We start from the raw sequence: 16,295 nt of genomic DNA on the forward strand, positions 1-16,295 counted from the left end.
ACGTGGTTGAGGAGCAGCGACACGACGACGCTCGGATCGTCGCCGTAGGCGGCGCGGAGCCGGGTCGCCCATTCGACGTCGGTCGAGACCACCGTCGCGGCGGAAGCGTGGTGGTGGATCGCGTCCAGGGTCGCGGTCGGATCGAGCTCGCCGCGGTAGAGCCAACGCATCACGGTGCCGCCGCCCGAACTGGCCACGGAATCGGCGAGGTCGTCGGCGCCACACGACCGGAGGAGTGCCACGGTCTCGGCATCGGGTCGGAAGCCGCACAGCGCCTCGAAGTCGGTCAGCGCGACCAACAGCTCGGGCTTGGCGTGGGGATCGGCGAACACGCCGTCGGCGTACCCGGCGACCGCCTGCTCCTCGGTCGGATGGACCTGCAGCGAGAGCGGTTCGGCCGCCGACAGGACCTTGAGGAGGTACGGGAGCGGACCGGTCAGATCGACGAGGGGCGATCCGTCGTCGAGCAGCGTCGGTCCGTTCGGGTGTGTTCCGAGCCAGAGTTCGGCCCACGGCCGTCCCTTGCCCGCGACGCCGAGCAGCTTCGGGATGAAGTCGTGGTCGCCCCAGTCGTAGTGCTGGACGGCACCCTCGACGACCCTCACGGGCATCGGATCAGCCTCGAACGTGGGGCGATGTATGACCGTGCGGCGGGATGGGGCCGACCCACCACGTCACGCGCCGATCTCGGCTGCGCGGGCGATGACGCCATCGCGCTCGGCACCGATCGTGGTCGTGTCGCCGTGTCCGGTGTGGACCACCGTGTGGTCGGGGAGTTGCAACAAGACGTCGCGGATCGACGCAAGGATCGTCGGCTCGTCGGAGTACGAGCGACCCGTCGCTCCGGGTCCGCCACAGAACAGCGTGTCTCCGCTCATCACGGCCCCCGTCGCAACGTCGTGGAAGCAGCAGCATCCCGGTGAATGGCCGGGCGTGTGGAGGATGCCGAGTTCGTGGCCGCCGGCCTTCACCGTCGATCCCGGAACGACCGAAGCATCAGGGGACTCGTCGGGGTAGACGACGTCCCACAGCATCCGATCGGCCTCGTGGAGCAGGATCGGTGCATCAACTGCGTCGCGGAGCGCGACGGCTGCGTTGATGTGGTCGTTGTGGCCGTGCGTGAGCACGATGCCGGCGACCTTGCGACCGTTGACGGCGTCGACGATCGGTCGGTGGTCGTGCGCGGCGTCGAAGATCAACACCTCCGAATCGTCGCCGACAATCCAGATGTTGTTCGTGACCTCCCACTCTCCGCCGTCGAGAGCGAAGATGCCGTCGGTGGTGACGAGTTCGATACTCACCGCTGTTCGTCCATGACGACCACCGAGCGGAGCACTTCGCCGCGCTCCATCTTGTGGAACGCCTCCTCGACGTCGCCGAGCTCGATCGTCTCCGACACGAATCCGTCGAGGTCGAGCCGTCCCTGCAAGTACAGATCGATGAGCATCGGAAAGTCGCGCTCGGGCAGACAATCGCCGTACCACGACGACTTCAGTGCGCCGCCCCGACCGAAGATCTCGATGAACGGAAGCTCGATCGTCATCTCGGGATTCGGGACGCCGACCAGCACGACGGTGCCGGCGAGGTCGCGGGCCTCGAAGCACTGCCTGTAGACGGCCGGATGACCGATCGCCTCGATGCACACGTCGGCCCCGTTCCCGTCGGTGACCGACTGGATGAACTCGACCGGATCGGTGTTCTTCGAGTTGCAGGTGTGGGTCGCCCCGAAGCCCGTCGCCCACTCGAGCTTGGTGTCATCGATGTCGACGGCGATGATCGTCGACGCACCGGCGAGCTTCGCCCCCGCGATCGCGGCATCGCCCACGCCGCCACATCCGAACACCGCGACGCTCTGGCCGCGCGACACCTGGCCGGTGTTCATCGCCGCGCCGAGACCGGCCATCACTCCGCAACCGAGCAGTCCTGCTGCGGTGGCCGGTGCCGCCGGGTCGACCTTGGTGCACTGTCCCTGGTGGACGAGCGTCTTGTCGCAGAAGGCTCCGATGCCGAGCGCCGGGGACAGTTCGGTACCGTCCTCAAGCGTCATCTTCTGGTCGGCGTTGTGGGTGTTGAAGCAGTACTGGGCCTCGCCTCGTTTACAGGCGCGACACTCGCCGCACACGGCACGCCAGTTCAAGACGACGTAGTCACCGACCTCGACGTGGGTGACGCCCTCGCCGATCGTCTCGACGGTCCCGGCCGCCTCGTGCCCGAGCAGGAACGGGAACTCGTCGTTGATCCCGCCTTCTCGATAGTGGAGATCGGTGTGGCAGACGCCGCATGCCTGGATCGCCACGACGACCTCACTGGGACCGGGATCCGGGATCACGATCGTCTCGACCGAGACCGGTTCGCCCTTCGCCCTGGCGATGATTCCTCGTACCTTCTGACTCATGAGGTGGACCGTAGTCCAGCCTGTCGTTCAGAACAGCTTGAGCTCGTCGGAGCGCATTCCGCGGAGTTCGTCGTAGTCGACCTCGACCCACGAGAAGCCGCGTGACTCGGCGAGGACCTTCGCCTGTGGCTTGATCGACTGGGCGACGTAGACACCTCTGATGTCGCCGAGCGACGAGTCGAGCCGGAGCCGTTCGATGTAGCGGGCCAACTGCTCGACACCGTCGATTTCGCCGCGGCGTTTCACCTCGATCGCCACCACATGGTCGTCGCAGTCGCGGCAGAGCAGGTCGATCGGTCCGATCGCGGTCGGGTACTCGCGTCGAACGAGCGTGAGCCCGTCCTCGATCGAGTCGGGGCTCGCTGCGAGCAACTCTTGGAGGTGGGCCTCGACGCCGTCCTTCTGGAGTCCGGGATCGTCACCGAGTTCGGCGGACACGTCGCTGAGCACCTCGTGGAGCGTGATCGTGAGCGTCTCCTTCTTCGGATTCGTGATCACCCAGCGGTCGTCCTCCTCGACGAGGACGTTCGGGGCGTTCATCCAGTTGAGCGGCTTGTACGCGCCGCCGTCGGCGTGGATGGCCACACAGCCGTCCGCCTTGACCATGATCAGCCGGTTCGCCTCGGGGAGATGAGCATCGAGACGACCGGCGTAGTCGACTGAGCAGCGTGCGACGACGAGGCGCATCAGTCGCGACCCTCGACGTGGTCGGCCATCCGCTTCTGGATGAGAGCACGGCGGGCCTGAAGCTCCCGGTACGTCAACCGGTTGACGCTGGAGTCGAGCCCCATGCTTGCCTTCACGCCGTCCATGTCGAACTCGACCGCGCCCGGATCGACCCCGAGTTCGCGGCCGAGGCGTTCGCCGTGCTTCATCGCGAACAGCATCGAGATGTTGGACACTTCGCCGATCAGGTCGAGGTCGGGTGCCAGCCGTGCGATCGCACCGTCGAGGAAGACGAGGTTCTTGACGTACAACATCAACTCCTTCGGAAGTTTGGCTCCGTAGCCGAGCATCGCCTTGACGACGCGCTGCACCTCGCGGACCATCTCCTCGCCGGTGAGTGTCGTCGGGTCGATCGGTGCCTGGTCGAGACGGAGGTCGCTGATCACCGCGTCGATGTCGGTGTCGAGCGGGAGTGCGCCGAGGTCGCGCAGCGCCATCACCTGCCCGCGTGGATCGTTGGTGGTGGCCCCGAGCATCAGCCGGAGAAAGGCGTTGCGGCGTGGTCCGTCGAGTCGACCGACGATCCCGTAGTCGAGCAGCGCGGTGCGGCCGTCCTCGAGCACCATCAGGTTGCCGCCGTGCAGATCCCCGTGGAAGATGCCCTCGACGACGGCGCCCTCCATGAAGGCGACCATCGCGGTGCGCACCACGTCCTCGGTGTCGATCCCGGCGTCCTGCATCCCGGCCACGTCATCGAAGTTGAAGCCGTGGACTCGCTCCATCACGAGCACCCGGCGGGTCACCAGCGTCGGATGCGGACGCGGTGTCACGTATCGGTCCTGCTCGAGGTCGTGGAGCATTCCGGCGATGTCGAGCATGTTCGCCGCCTCGATCCGGAAGTCGAGTTCCTCGACGATCGTCTCGGCGAAGAGTTCGACCAGTGCAGGCGGGTTGGCCAATGCGGCCACCGGGATCCGTCCGACCAGGTAAGGGGCGAGCCATGCCATCACCTCGAGGTCCTTGCGGACGAGCGTCGCCACCTGGGGACGCTGGACCTTGACGACGACGTCCTCGCCGGTCCGCAGGCGTGCTCCGTGGACCTGGGCGATCGACGCCGCGGCGAGGGGCGTCTCGTCGAACGACTCGAACACGTCCTCGAGGCGAGCGCCGAGGTCCTGTTCGACGGTGAGCTTCACGAGCTCGAAGGGCTCGGCGGGCACCTGGTCACGGCACTTCTTGAACTCCTCGACCAATTCGGCAGGAAAGAGTCCCTCCCCGGAGGAGATGATCTGACCGAGCTTGATGTAGGTCGGACCGAGCGCTTCGGCGGAGCGACGCAGTCGGCGCGAGATGTCGGTGCGACTGGCGGCGGAGTCGGCATGGCGATTCAGCTTCTTGCGGACGAGCCAGGGGATGACGGCGGCTCCGAGCCATCGGAGCACGATGATGACTCTCGCGCCGGGTGGCACCCGTCGGGGAGCGGTGAGGGTCGGCACCTCGGCCTGTGCCCGGAGGCGCAGCGTCTCGGCCAACTCCAGCCACCTGGCGTCGTTGCGTTCGATCGTCCACGGGCCCGTCTCGGTGAAGGCTGCCCAACTGCGATCGGAGGTGGGAACGGCCGTCTCGCTCATGCCTCCATGATGTCGTGACCCGGCCGAGAAACCTGAGTGCTGCCCCGCGAAACACCACGGACTCGACCCCCGACCTCCGAAAATGCGCGTCGGTGCCTGGCACGGACACGCATGTTGCGGGTGGGGTCGGCACGGTTACCGTCTCGGGGCATGAGCGAGAGTGCAGCCACGACCGACCGTCCATTCCGGGTTCTCGGGATCCAACAGGTGGCCATCGGTGGCCTCGACAAGGGTGCGCTGTCCGGGCTGTGGACCGGGTTGCTCGGTGTCGAGAAGGTCGGCGACTACGTGGCCGAGTCCGAGAACGTCGACGAGGACATCCTCCGCCTCGGCAGCGGTGTCCACGCGGTCGAGATCGACCTGATGCAGCCGCTCGACCCCGAGGTCGCGCCGAAGGTGCACGTGCCGCCGCTCAACCACATCGGACTCTGGATCGACGACCTCCCCGCAGCGGTCGACTGGCTGACGGAGCAGGGGATGCGCTTCACCCCGGGCGGAATCCGCCGGGGTGCATCGGGCCACGACGTGTGCTTCATGCACCCGAAGGGCAACGAGGCGACGCCCCGATCGGGCGAAGGCGTGCTGATCGAACTCGTGCAGGCCCCCGCCGACGTCATCGCAGCCCTGTAGGACGGCGCTCAGGCGTCGTCGACGACGGCCATCACGTCGAGACCGGCGAAGTCGCCGTGTGGATCGGCGACCTCGACGACCCGATCATCGACGTCGTCGTACTCGAGTCGCAGCGCCCGACTCATCGTGGCGTGCATGGCGTACGTCGAGGTGATGTAGGTGAACTCGAGGATCTCGACCTCGCTGAAGTGTTCGCGCAGCGCCGCGAACACACCGTCGGGCACGCGACCGTGCTCCAGTACGAGGCAATCGGTGTACGCGAGCAGCGCGCGTTCGCCGGGTGAGAAGCAGCCGGCCGTCGACCAGTGTGGAATCGCGGCGACCTGTTCGTCGGTGAAACCGACGTCGCGCATCGCCTTGCAGTGCTGGCTGAACACGAACTGGCTCCCGACCGCGTATCCGGCTCGGGTCTGGCCGAGTTCGCGGGACTGCGCCGACAGTTCGCGGTCGGGGGATCGGTAGAACTGGAATCCGGCGGTGGTGTGGTCGAACGCATCGGGCACGAGTGCGAACACCGTCCACCAGTCGCCCGGCGTCCCCGATGCGGTGCCGGGCTCGGCGACCGGATCCCGTTCTCCGAAGATCGCGCCGTACACCGCTTGGGCGAAGGGGTGGGCATCGTCGCGGGCAACCTGGCTGAGGCGGGGCATCGGCGAAGCTTCCTCCATCGCTGCGACCCGATGAGAATCGGAGGCCACACGACATGATCGGATCCGACTCACGAGACGTCGGTGGTTGTGATCACGGGGCGCCTTACCCTGTCGGCCGATTCCGAACGCAGAACGAGGACCCGAAGCATGGACGAAGAAGCCGAACACGAACTCGTCGGGTTCATGCACGGACTGGAGCGGCGGAACCCCGGGGAGCCCGAGTTCCAGCAGGCCGTGCGCGAGGTGGCCGAGACGCTGATCCCCTTCACGCTCGATCACCAGAAGTACCGCGACGCACAGATCCTCGAACGGATGACCGAGCCCGATCGTGTGATCATCTTCCGGGTCACCTGGCAGGACGATGAGGGCCACATCCGGGCGAACCGGGCCTGGCGCGTCCAGTTCAACAATTCGATCGGGCCGTACAAGGGTGGGATGCGGTTCCATCCCGAGGTCACGCTCAGCGTCCTCAAGTTCCTGGGTTTCGAGCAGATCTTCAAGAACAGCCTGACCGGACTCCCGATGGGCGGAGCGAAGGGTGGCTCGAACTTCAACCCGAAAGGCAAGTCGGACGGCGAGGTGATGCGGTTCTGCCAGTCGCTGATGACCGAACTCCACCGCTACATCGGTGACGACGTCGACGTCCCCGCGGGCGACATCGGTGTCGGTGCGCGCGAGATCAGCTACCTGTTCGGGCAGTACAAGCGGCTCGAGAACCGGTTCAACGGCATCCTGACCGGGAAGGGACTCGCGTTCGGTGGAAGCCTGATCCGGACCGAGGCGACTGGCTACGGCGCGGTCTACTTCCTGGAGAACATGCTCCACCACGTCAACGATTCGGTGGAGGGCAAGACGGCTGTGGTGTCGGGTTCGGGCAATGTCGCGCTGTACGCGATCGAGAAACTCAACCACTTCGGTGCGAAGGTCGTGACCGCGTCCGACTCGGAGGGGTTCATCCACGACCCCGACGGAATCGGCCCCGAGAAGCTCGAGTGGCTGAAGGACCTCAAGGAGGTCCGGCGGGGAAGGATCAGCGAGTACGCCGACCACTTCGGCTGCGACTACCACGACGGAGAACGCCCGTGGGCTGTGCCGTGCGAACTCGCGCTGCCCTGTGCGACACAGAACGAGATCTCGTCCTGCGATGCCGACACGCTCATCGGCAACGGTGTGGTCGCTGTGTCGGAGGGGGCGAACATGCCGACCACACTCGATGGCATGCACGCCTTCGGTGCTGCGGGTGTGCTCTTCGGGCCCGCCAAGGCAGCCAACGCCGGCGGGGTCGCGGTGTCCGGTCTCGAGCAGAGCCAGAATGCGCTCCGCATCTCCTGGTCCCGCGATGAGGTCGACAGCCGGCTCCGCACGATCATGGGCGACATCCATGCGACGTGCGTCAACTACGGCGAGCGGTACGGCAGGACGAACGGCACGGTCGACTACGTCGCGGGCGCGAACATCGGCGGCTTCGTCAAGGTCGCCGACGCGATGCTCGCCTACGGGGTCGTCTGATCGTCGAACCTCGGCGGGCGCTTCTCCACGAGCGCTGCCACGCCTTCCGCGTATTCAGCGGTTGCCATTGCGACATCCATCAACCGCTTCGAGTCGGCGACGCTCGCGGCCGGGTCGTGCCGGAGTAGGTCGGCCGCCAGTTGCTGCTTGGTCGTTGCGACGGCGGTCGGGCCGGTGGTGGTTGCCAGCGTTCTCGCCCACGCCGTCGCGGCGGACAGCGGATCGTCGCCGACACCGTTCCACAGACCCCATTCGGCTGACTCGTCGCCGGTGAAGACCCGCCCGGACAGGAGCAGGTCGGCGGCCCGCGTCGTGCCGACCAGGCGGGGGAGTGTCCAGGTCATCCCGTACTCGGCGGGGAGGCCGAGCTTCGGGGCGGCGGTCGTGAGCTTGGCGCCGTGGCGAACGAACCGCAGGTCGCAGAACAACACCAGCGCGAGGCCGATGCCCGCACACGCTCCGTTGACGGCCGCGATGATCGGATGGCGGTAGCCGAGTTGCCAGGCGAAGTCGGCGTCGAGTCGGTCGCCTCCGCCCGGCTGCGCCTCGCGGTCGGTCACGCCGGTGTCGTACGACCCGCTTTCCGCGTGAGCGGACAGTGCATCGCTGTCGCCACCCACGCAGAAGCGGTCTCCGGTTCCGGTGACGATCACCGCCCGGACATCGTCGCGGTCCTCGAGTTCGGACATGATCCAGCGGTATTCGCTGTGCATCCGACCGGTCCATGCGTTGGATCGGTGTGGACGATCCAACCAGAGCGTGGCGATGCGATCGGTGACGTCGAAGCGGGTCGCCTTGAGTTCCATGTCAGCGCCTCGCTCCCCAGATCGCGTCGAGGACGGGTTCGGCCAACTCCGGACGGCAGACGATGAAGTCCGGGAGCCAGGGATCGCGTGCGTTGTAGACGAGCGGTGAGCCGTCGAGACGGCTGGCGTGGAACCCGGCGGCCATCGCCACCGCACTCGGCGCGGCCGAGTCCCACTGGTACATCCCACCGTCGTGGACGTAGATGTCGGCGTGGCCGAGGACGACCGCCATCGCCTTCGCCCCGGCCGAGCCGAGCCGAATCGCATCGGCGCCGAGTCCTTCGGCGACCAGGATCGCGGAGTAGGGGGCCCGATTTCGCGAGGTGATGAGCCGGGGATGCGCCCGATGGACCACCGGAAGCGGTGGCGCCGGGTCGGTCGAGAACACGGCGCCGATCGCCGGGAGACTGACCGCCGCCGCACCGAACGCTCCGTTCTCCCACAGGGCGATGTGGACCGCCCAGTCGTCGCGTCCCGGCTCGCCGAACTCGCGGGTGCCGTCGAGCGGGTCGATGATCCACACCCGGTCGGCTCCGAAGCGCCGCTGGTCGGTGGTGCCCTCCTCCTCGGAGAGCACGGCATCGTCCGGCCGGTGTGTGTGCAGTTCTCGGGCGAGGAACTCCTGGGCAATGGAATCGCCGGCGTCCTTCACGTCCCAGTAGCTGGCACCCTCGGCGAACATGGCCGCGCGGAGTTCGACGAGCAACCGACCGGTCTGGATTGCCAGCCTGCTGGCGAACTCCGCGTCCGTTTCGGCGCGCGCCATGGTGCTCGACATCGTTTCATCATGCCAGCACGGTCGGCCCCTCCAGCAGGCGACTAGCGTGCGTGGTCGTGCCAGGTGACGCGTCGACGGACGACCCGAACCCGAACCTGCCGGCCACTGCGACCGATTTCCGTGGCTCTCGGCGCCTCGTCGGTGGCGAGGAATGGTTCTGGTACGTCGCTGCCGCGATCACCTACATCTCGCTCGGCATCTGGCACAAGTGGCTGCTCAACTGGATCGTCGGACCGGCGTGGCTCGTGGCGTTCGTCGTCATCGGTCCCTGGGTCACCGACCGGCTCGGTCTCACCGGTCGATCGCAGGAGCGTCGCCGATGAGTTGGGCGGCGCACCAGTTCGAGATCTACGCCGTCCAGGCGCACCTGCCGAAGAAGATGAAGGGGAAGGTCAGCTTCTGGGCGATCTTCCTCGGTGATTTCACTCCCGATTTCCTGTCCAAGTTCTGGGTCTACGGAATCACCATCAACGGCACCAGGTACGGGGCGGACGTCCCCCACAAGTGGCATCGGGGCTTTCCGGGGATGGGTTTCACGCACACCCTGTTCTTCGGCATCCTCATCGCCCTGGTGATCTGGGGATGGCGGAAGAACCGCGGGTTCACGATCGGCTACCTGCTCGGATACGCCGCGCACGCGCTCACCGACATCAACGACTCGGTCGGCGTCCTGCTGCTGTTCCCGTTCCTCATGGTCAACTTCACATCGCAGACCTGGGCGTATGCGGCGACCGTCGACGGGGGCAAGTATCTCGACGCCGCGGCGTACTACTCGTCGCTCGGGCTCGCGATGGATGTGTTCTGGCTCGTCGTCGTGCTCTTCTCGTGGCGGGTGTTGACGCGCGAGCACTGGCGAACCCAGATCGTTCCTGCCGACGCCCGCATCTGGGCGTGGTTCGGGCGATGGCTACCCGAGCGCGGCTTGCTCGCGCTGTACCGCGGGACGTTCTTCTACGGACTGTGCCGGATGATCTCGTGGAGCGCCTGGGCGCGCCTGTTCGCTGATCCGAAGAAGTACGGCGAATTCGACGTCACCTCGCGTGGCTTCCCGATGGACCTGTCGTGGACCGGTCCCTACTGGCTCGATGCTCGCAGCCTTCCCCACGTGAATCCGTGGCTCGCGTATCCCGCAGCGATCGCGCTGCTGGCGATCCTCTATGTCGTGATCAGTCGACTCTGGGAACCGATGGGACGCAAGGAGGCCGAACGCAGACGGTCGCGGAACGGCACCCAGGAGGAATCGGGCGTCCACTCGGACGCCTGAGCCACCACGTCCGCGCCCAGTACGTCGACCGGGTCGAGATCGAGGGCATTCAGGAACGCCACGGTGCGGGCGTCGTGCGCGACCGGATCCGGGTCGGGCGCGAGGTCGAGCTTGGCCAGCATCTTGTGCACCGGTGGCTTGAGGAGGTACGCGGCGGCGACGGCTGCTGCACCGGCAGCCTCGGCGTTGCTCAGGCAGTTCACACACATGCGCGCGATCGTAGACGCCCCGCCGACGTCCCATCCCCGCCGACCCCCGCCGATCTCGTGAACTGTTCGCGCACGGAGCGCCGCAGAAGTTCACGAGATCGGGGGTTTCCGGGGTGGGGTCAGGCGAGTTTCTTGTATTTGATCCGGTGGGGGGTGTCGGCGGCGCCACCGAGTTCCTGCTTGCGGCGTTCCTCGTACTCGCTGAAGTTGCCCTCGAACCAGCGGACCTGACTGTCGCCCTCGAACGCGAGGACGTGGGTGGCGATTCGGTCGAGGAACCAGCGGTCGTGCGAGATCACCACAGCGCAGCCGGGAAACGATTCGAGCCCGGCTTCGAGTGCACGCAGCGTGTCGACGTCGAGGTCGTTGGTCGGTTCGTCGAGCAGCAACACGTTGCCACCGGACTTGAGCAGCTTCGCGAGGTGGACACGGTTGCGCTCTCCACCGGAGAGGTCGCCGACCCGCTTGCCGTGGTCGGTGCCCTTGAAGTTGAAGCTCGACACGTACGCGCGTCCGTGGATCTCGCGCCCGCCGACTTCGAGGACTTCGCCGCCGCCCGTGATCTCGTCGTAGACGGTGGCGTCGGGGTCGAGGTCATCTCGGTCCTGGTCGACGTAGCTCAGGTCGACGGTGTCGCCGATCTTGATCGAACCGGAATCAGGCTGCTCGCGTCCGGCGAGCATCTTGAACAGCGTCGTCTTGCCGGCGCCGTTGGGTCCGATGATGCCGACGATTCCCGCCGGTGGGAGCGTGAACGACAGGTCGTCGATCAACAGCCGGTCGCCGAAACCCTTCGACAGGTTCTCGACCTCGATCACCTGGTCACCGAGGCGACGCCCGGCCGGAATGGAGATCTGGAGCTTGGATTCCTGCAGCTCGGCGGCCTTCGCCTCGGCGTGCAGCTTCTCGTATGCGTTGAGTCGGGCCTTGCCCTTCGCCTGGCGGGCCTTCGTGCCCATCCGGACCCATTCGAGCTCGCGGGCGAGCGTGCGCTTGCGGGCGTCGTTGCCGCGCTCCTCACGCTCGAGGCGATCCTGCTTCTGCTCGAGCCAACTGGAGTAGTTCCCCTCGAACGGCAGGCCCCTGCCGCGTTCGAGTTCGAGGATCCACTTCGCGACGTTGTCGAGGAAGTAGCGGTCGTGGGTGATCGCGACGACGGTCCCCGCGTAGTCGCCCAGGAAACGTTCGAGCCAGTCGACCGATTCGGCGTCGAGGTGGTTGGTCGGTTCGTCGAGCAGCAGCAGGTCGGGACGCGAGAGCAGCAGACGACAGAGAGCGACACGGCGACGCTCACCACCGGACAGCACCGACACGTCGGCGTCGTCGGGCGGGCAGCGCAGCGCGTCCATCGCGATGTCGACGTTGCGCTCGAGCGACCAGGCGTCGGTTGCCGCGATCTTGTCCTCGAGTCGGGCCTGCTGCTTGCCGATCTTGTCGTAGTCGGCATCGGGATCGGCCCACTTGGCCATGACCTCGTTGTACTCGTCGATGATCGACTGCACCTCGGACACGCCGTCCATGACATTGCCCTTGACGTCCTTGTCGGGGTCGAGCTGTGGCTCCTGCGCGAGGTAGCCGACGGTGAACCCGGCGGTGAGGCGAGCTTCGCCCTGGAACCCGTCGTCGAGCCCCGCCATGATCTTCAACAGCGACGACTTGCCGGCACCGTTCGAGCCGAGCACACCGATCTTCGCTCCCGGGTAGAACGACAGGGAGATGTTCTCGAGGACCGTCTTGTCCGGCGGGTAGACCCGCTTGAGTTTGTAGGCCTGGTAGATGAATTCGTGCGCCATGGTGCGCGTCAGACTACCGACCACACCATGATCGCCCCGGTGCCGCCCACGCCGAACGGTGAGATGTGAGACCACCTGACGGTCTCACAAATCACCGACGCCGGGCTGGACCGCGCTGCGGTGAGAGTTCGGACGGGCCGGTCGTCTCACATCTCACCGGAGCGGGTGGGCCGGTCCGTCGGGGACGGTGTCAGTGGCGCTTGACTCCGCCGTACTTCATCCGGGTGTCGTTCATCGACGCCGGAGTGGCGTCGTCGTCGTTGATCGAGGCGTCGACGATCTCACCGACGAACAGCGTGTGCGTCCCGAGATCGAGGGTGTGACGAACCGCGCAGTCGATCCACGCGAGCGCTTCGTCGAAGATCGGCGCCCCGGTGACCGCGGTCGACACGGGGCGGTCGTTGAGCGTGGTGCCGTCGTCATTGGCAGGCTTCGAGAACTTGACGAAGACTCGAGTGTTCTCGGCGTCCCACAGGTTCACGGTGAACGCTCCGCTGCCGGAGATCAGGCGGTGCGTGACCGCGTCGTTGTCGACACCGATGCCGATCAGCACGGGTTCCATCGATAGTTGGGTGATCCAGCTCGTGGTCATGCCGTTGCGTTCGCCGTCGTGCGCCGAGCCGACGAGGGCGAGCGCGTTCGGGATCTTCCACGTGACCCGGTTGAGCAGTTCGTCGTCGAGTGCCATGCGTCGATCGTAGGCAGACCGGGGAGGGGAGCGGTCGAGGGTGGGCAGTGCGGCGCGGCTTCAGTGGAGTGCCAGGCGCAGCGCTTCCCGGAGCGTGATCCGGCTCCCGGTACGGATCAGCGTGAACTCGTAGATCCGGGCGGCGAGTGCGAGCGCTCCGAACGTGGTGGCGGCGAGCAGGGCCAGCGACAGGATCACCAGCCAGACCGACGCAGCCCCCTGGGCGACGATGACCGGAAGCGCGAACGGCGAGGTAAACGGCACGATCGCGGCCACCGTGGCCACCGTCGAGTCGGGCGACGACACCGCCTGGAAGGAGACCAGGTAGCCGATGAAGATCGGGATGAAGACCGGGACGAGCGCCTGCTGAGCGTCCTCCTGGCGTGACACCAGTGACCCGACGAGCGCGAAGAGGACGCCGTAGAGGGCGAATCCGAGGACGAACACCAACGCGAGCAGCGGCAGAGACGCGTACGCGGAGGCGGGGATGTCGCTGAAGTCGGACAGTGCGAGCGCGGCCGCCAGCCCGACGATCGGAATGGCGACCTGCACGGCCGCGAGCACGCCGATCCCGATCACCTTGCCGGCGAGCAGATCGCGAGGCGAGACGAGCGCCAACAGGATCTCGACGATGCGGTTGGACTTCTCCTCGACGACGACCATCGCGATCTGCGATCCGTACAACTGGATCGCGAAGAACATGATGAAGATCCCGATGAACGCCACGGCGGTGCGCGCCGACTCGCTGTCGCTGGCCGGATCGACGAACTCCTCGGACACCTGATCCGGTGTGAGCAGTTCGTCGAGCGTGGATGGTTCGACGCCGAGGTCCTCGGCACGTTGTTCGATCGTGACCTGGTTGATGGCGCCGAGGACGACGGCTCGGAGCAGGGGATCCGGATCGTCCTTCCAGAGCACGGTCTGATCGTCGATGATCGCGACATCGACGTCACCGTTCTCGACGGCCGATCGAACCGCGGACGGTGACTCCTCGCCTGGGTTGCTCAGCTGGATGTCGACACCGTCCGGTGCGGTCGCGTCGAGTGCCTGGGTGAACTCACTCGGGGCGGCAACCTGGTATTCGGTCGGAGCCTCGTCACCCGCGGAGCCGAACACCGCTGCGCCGATCACGCCGGCGAGCGTGAGGACGATCAACAGCACGGTCGTGACCCGATACGTCTTGGATCGTCCGCGGGTGACGATCTCGCGTCGTGCGACATCGCGGATCATCGCGCCATCTCCTCGCCGCTGCGATGCGTTCGCCGGTCGGCGACCATCTCGGCGAACACATCGTCGAGGGATGGGGGCTCGAACCGGAACGAGGTCACGGTCCCGTGCTCGGATGCAGACGTCATCAGCGACGTCGCATCGGCCGTGGCCGGAAGCCGGAACACGGTGCGTCCCGACGGGTCGGTGGTCGGAACCGAATCAGGAGGGATCCAGCCCGGATTCCCCGGATCACGTTCCATCCAGGTGACCTCCAGCTCGCGGGAGTCCGACCGGGCGCGGATCTCGTCGGCGTTTCCGCGATCGATGACCTCGCCCTCGTCGATGATCACCACGTCGCGGCACAACTCCTGCACGAGATCGAGTTGGTGGCTCGAGAAGACCACGGCTGCGCCGGCCTTCGTGCGCTCGGTGATGATGTCGCGCAGCACGTCGATCGCGAGCGGGTCGAGCCCCGCGAACGGCTCGTCGAGCACGAGCAGTTCGGGCTCGTGCACGAGTGCCACCGCGAGCTGGACCCGTTGCTGGTTGCCGGTCGACAGCTCCTGGAGTTCGTCGTCCGCTCGGGCGCTGAGCCCGACACGGTCGAGCAGTTCGTCCGCCCGTTCGCCGGCGCGCTGGGCCTCGAGCCCACCGAGGCGACCGAAATAGGCGAGCTGTTCGTGGATGCGCATCCGCTTGTACAGGCCGCGTTCCTGGGGCATGTAGCCGAATCGGCGACGGACGTCACCGGAGATCGGCTGACCGTTCCACTCGACCGAGCCGGCGTCGATCGTGATCAGCCCCATGATCGCCCGCATGGTGGTCGACTTGCCCGCTCCGTTCGGACCGAGGAATCCGACGAGCTGGCCCGGGGAGACGGCGAGATCGCATCCGTCGAGTGCAACGATCTCGCCGAATCGCTTGTGGAGTCCTCTGACGACGAGCCCTGAGGTCATGTGGGCACCGTACCCAGTCGCCCGTCGCGCAACCCCGGCGTCGATACCGTGAGGCCATGACACGGCCCATCCGGTTCGGCCATCAGGCCCGACCCACGCCCGACGACGACCTCGACGGTGTGGCCCGACGTGCCGAGGCGGCGGGTTTCGACGTGTTCCTGATCGCCGACCATGTCGGCCACGGACCGGCGCCGATGGTCGCGTTGGCGGCGGCGGCGAGCGTCACCACGACGATCCGGCTCGGCACGTACGTGCTCAACGCCGACATGCGCAACCCGGTGCAGCTCGCCTGGGAGGCAACGACGCTCGATCAGCTGTCGAACGGTCGTTTCGAGCTCGGTCTCGGTGCCGGGCACACCCCGCAGGAGTGGGCAGCAACCGGCATCGAGTTCACGTCGGCCCGTGCACGCAAGGCCGCGCTCGCCGAACGGATCGAGATCATCGGACGATTGCTCGACGGCGACAGCGTCAGCGTCGACGGTGCGTATCACCGACTCGTCGATGCGTCGGTTCCCCGGTCGCACCAGTCGCGACTGCCGATCCTGGTCGGCGGAAATGGTGCGGCGCTCCTCGGCCACGCCGGTTCGCACGCCGACATCATCGGGTTGCAGGGCCTCGGCCGGACGCTGGCCGACGGGCACGAGCACTCGGTGCGCTGGACGACCGACCACCTCGATGCCCAACTCGGCCAGGTGCGTGCCGGTGCGGGGGAGCGGATCGCCGACATCGAGGTGAACGTGCTGGTTCAGGTGGTCGACATCACCGCCGATGCCGAACGATCGCTGGCCCAGGTCGCCGAGATGATCGACGACGGAACCACGACGACCGACCTCGCTCGGATTCCCTACGTGCTGATCGGCACCGTCGACGAGATCGCCGAGAAGGTGCTCCACTGCCGGGACCACTGGGGGATCACGTACTTCGCAGTGCGTGCCCTGGACGACTTCGCTCCGGTCATCGACAGGGTTCGCCAGCTCGAGTAGACCCGGTGACTCGGCCATTCCAGGTGCAACCTGCGTTGTCGTCGCGGAACATGTCGGAAACCGGGAACAAGCGCGACGAGAACCACGCGGGTCCGGTGTGGGCGGTGCGGACAGCGGTAGGTCGGAGG

At 66.7% G+C, this 16,295-nt stretch carries 17 protein-coding genes; 5 read left to right on the top strand and 12 right to left on the bottom strand.

Annotated elements, in window-relative coordinates; translation table 11 throughout:
• The 5 genes from WBV89_RS14225 to WBV89_RS14245 all read right to left on the bottom strand — a co-directional run.
• Positions 1-611 (bottom strand): type I phosphomannose isomerase catalytic subunit (locus WBV89_RS14225; protein WP_423982014.1); only part of this gene is annotated, 611 nt, incomplete at its 3' end.
• Positions 612-674: 63 nt separating this feature from the next.
• Positions 675-1,301 carry an MBL fold metallo-hydrolase gene (locus WBV89_RS14230; protein WP_423982015.1) on the bottom strand — a complete coding sequence of 209 codons (627 nt, stop codon included), beginning with the start codon at positions 1,299-1,301 and terminating at the stop codon, positions 675-677.
• Complete coding sequence (locus tag WBV89_RS14235; protein WP_423982016.1) at positions 1,298-2,395, bottom strand: S-(hydroxymethyl)mycothiol dehydrogenase; 1,098 nt, start codon at positions 2,393-2,395, stop codon at positions 1,298-1,300. The genes WBV89_RS14230 and WBV89_RS14235 overlap by 4 nt, the downstream gene beginning before the upstream one ends.
• Positions 2,396-2,422: 27 nt before the next feature.
• Positions 2,423-3,082, bottom strand: coding sequence for an endonuclease NucS (nucS, locus tag WBV89_RS14240; protein ID WP_423982017.1), 660 nt, complete (start codon positions 3,080-3,082; stop codon positions 2,423-2,425).
• Positions 3,082-4,692, bottom strand: coding sequence for an ABC1 kinase family protein (locus WBV89_RS14245; RefSeq protein ID WP_423982018.1), 1,611 nt, complete (start codon positions 4,690-4,692; stop codon positions 3,082-3,084). Before WBV89_RS14245 ends, nucS begins: the two co-directional genes overlap by 1 nt.
• Positions 4,693-4,842: 150 nt before the next feature.
• Here WBV89_RS14245 and WBV89_RS14250 point away from each other — a divergent pair, with 150 nt between their 5' ends.
• The gene (locus WBV89_RS14250) at positions 4,843-5,322 is read left to right on the top strand and encodes a VOC family protein (RefSeq protein WP_423982019.1); all 480 of its coding nucleotides are present in this window, start codon (positions 4,843-4,845) and stop codon (positions 5,320-5,322) included.
• 8 nt (positions 5,323-5,330) lie between these two features.
• On the opposite strand, the gene WBV89_RS14255 is transcribed toward WBV89_RS14250, so the two are convergent.
• On the bottom strand, positions 5,331-5,972 hold the full coding sequence (locus WBV89_RS14255; RefSeq protein WP_423982041.1) for a carboxymuconolactone decarboxylase family protein: 642 nt from the start codon (positions 5,970-5,972) through the stop codon (positions 5,331-5,333).
• A gap of 147 nt (positions 5,973-6,119) precedes the next feature.
• On the opposite strand from WBV89_RS14255, the gene gdhA reads away from it, so the two are divergent.
• Positions 6,120-7,481, top strand: a complete 1,362-nt coding sequence (gdhA, locus tag WBV89_RS14260; RefSeq protein ID WP_423982020.1) for an NADP-specific glutamate dehydrogenase — start codon at positions 6,120-6,122, stop codon at positions 7,479-7,481.
• Here the strand turns inward: gdhA and WBV89_RS14265 are convergent.
• Both WBV89_RS14265 and WBV89_RS14270 read right to left on the bottom strand, forming a co-directional pair.
• Positions 7,466-8,287 carry an enoyl-CoA hydratase-related protein gene (locus WBV89_RS14265; protein WP_423982021.1) on the bottom strand — a complete coding sequence of 274 codons (822 nt, stop codon included), beginning with the start codon at positions 8,285-8,287 and terminating at the stop codon, positions 7,466-7,468. The two genes, gdhA and WBV89_RS14265, sit on opposite strands and share 16 nt — an antisense overlap.
• A gap of 1 nt (position 8,288) precedes the next feature.
• Positions 8,289-9,065 (bottom strand): inositol monophosphatase family protein, encoded by a 777-nt coding sequence (locus WBV89_RS14270; RefSeq protein WP_423982022.1) that lies wholly within the window; start codon positions 9,063-9,065, stop codon positions 8,289-8,291.
• 56 nt (positions 9,066-9,121) lie between these two features.
• On the opposite strand from WBV89_RS14270, the gene WBV89_RS14275 reads away from it, so the two are divergent.
• The gene (locus WBV89_RS14275; protein ID WP_423982023.1) at positions 9,122-9,388 is read left to right on the top strand and encodes a hypothetical protein; all 267 of its coding nucleotides are present in this window, start codon (positions 9,122-9,124) and stop codon (positions 9,386-9,388) included.
• Complete coding sequence (locus WBV89_RS14280) at positions 9,385-10,329, top strand: metal-dependent hydrolase (RefSeq protein WP_423982024.1); 945 nt, start codon at positions 9,385-9,387, stop codon at positions 10,327-10,329. Before WBV89_RS14275 ends, WBV89_RS14280 begins: the two co-directional genes overlap by 4 nt.
• A 328-nt stretch (positions 10,330-10,657) precedes the next feature.
• Here WBV89_RS14280 and ettA read toward each other — a convergent pair whose 3' ends face one another.
• The 4 genes from ettA to WBV89_RS14300 all read right to left on the bottom strand — a co-directional run bounded on the left by ettA (position 10,658) and on the right by WBV89_RS14300 (position 15,184).
• Positions 10,658-12,331 (bottom strand): energy-dependent translational throttle protein EttA, encoded by a 1,674-nt coding sequence (gene ettA, locus WBV89_RS14285; RefSeq protein WP_423982025.1) that lies wholly within the window; start codon positions 12,329-12,331, stop codon positions 10,658-10,660.
• Positions 12,332-12,521: 190 nt separating this feature from the next.
• Positions 12,522-13,019 (bottom strand): flavin reductase family protein, encoded by a 498-nt coding sequence (locus WBV89_RS14290; protein ID WP_423982026.1) that lies wholly within the window; start codon positions 13,017-13,019, stop codon positions 12,522-12,524.
• A 60-nt stretch (positions 13,020-13,079) separates the two neighbouring features.
• Positions 13,080-14,249 (bottom strand): ABC transporter permease, encoded by a 1,170-nt coding sequence (locus WBV89_RS14295; RefSeq protein ID WP_423982027.1) that lies wholly within the window; start codon positions 14,247-14,249, stop codon positions 13,080-13,082.
• Positions 14,246-15,184, bottom strand: coding sequence for an ABC transporter ATP-binding protein (locus tag WBV89_RS14300; RefSeq protein WP_423982028.1), 939 nt, complete (start codon positions 15,182-15,184; stop codon positions 14,246-14,248). Before WBV89_RS14300 ends, WBV89_RS14295 begins: the two co-directional genes overlap by 4 nt.
• Before the next feature lie 56 nt (positions 15,185-15,240).
• On the opposite strand from WBV89_RS14300, the gene WBV89_RS14305 reads away from it, so the two are divergent.
• Complete coding sequence (locus WBV89_RS14305) at positions 15,241-16,167, top strand: TIGR03621 family F420-dependent LLM class oxidoreductase (RefSeq protein ID WP_423982029.1); 927 nt, start codon at positions 15,241-15,243, stop codon at positions 16,165-16,167.
• Positions 16,168-16,295 lie beyond the last annotated feature (128 nt).

Origin of the sequence: Ilumatobacter sp., from assembly GCF_049588435.1 — a bacterium.
Classification (GTDB): Bacteria; Actinomycetota; Acidimicrobiia; order Acidimicrobiales; family Ilumatobacteraceae; genus Ilumatobacter_A.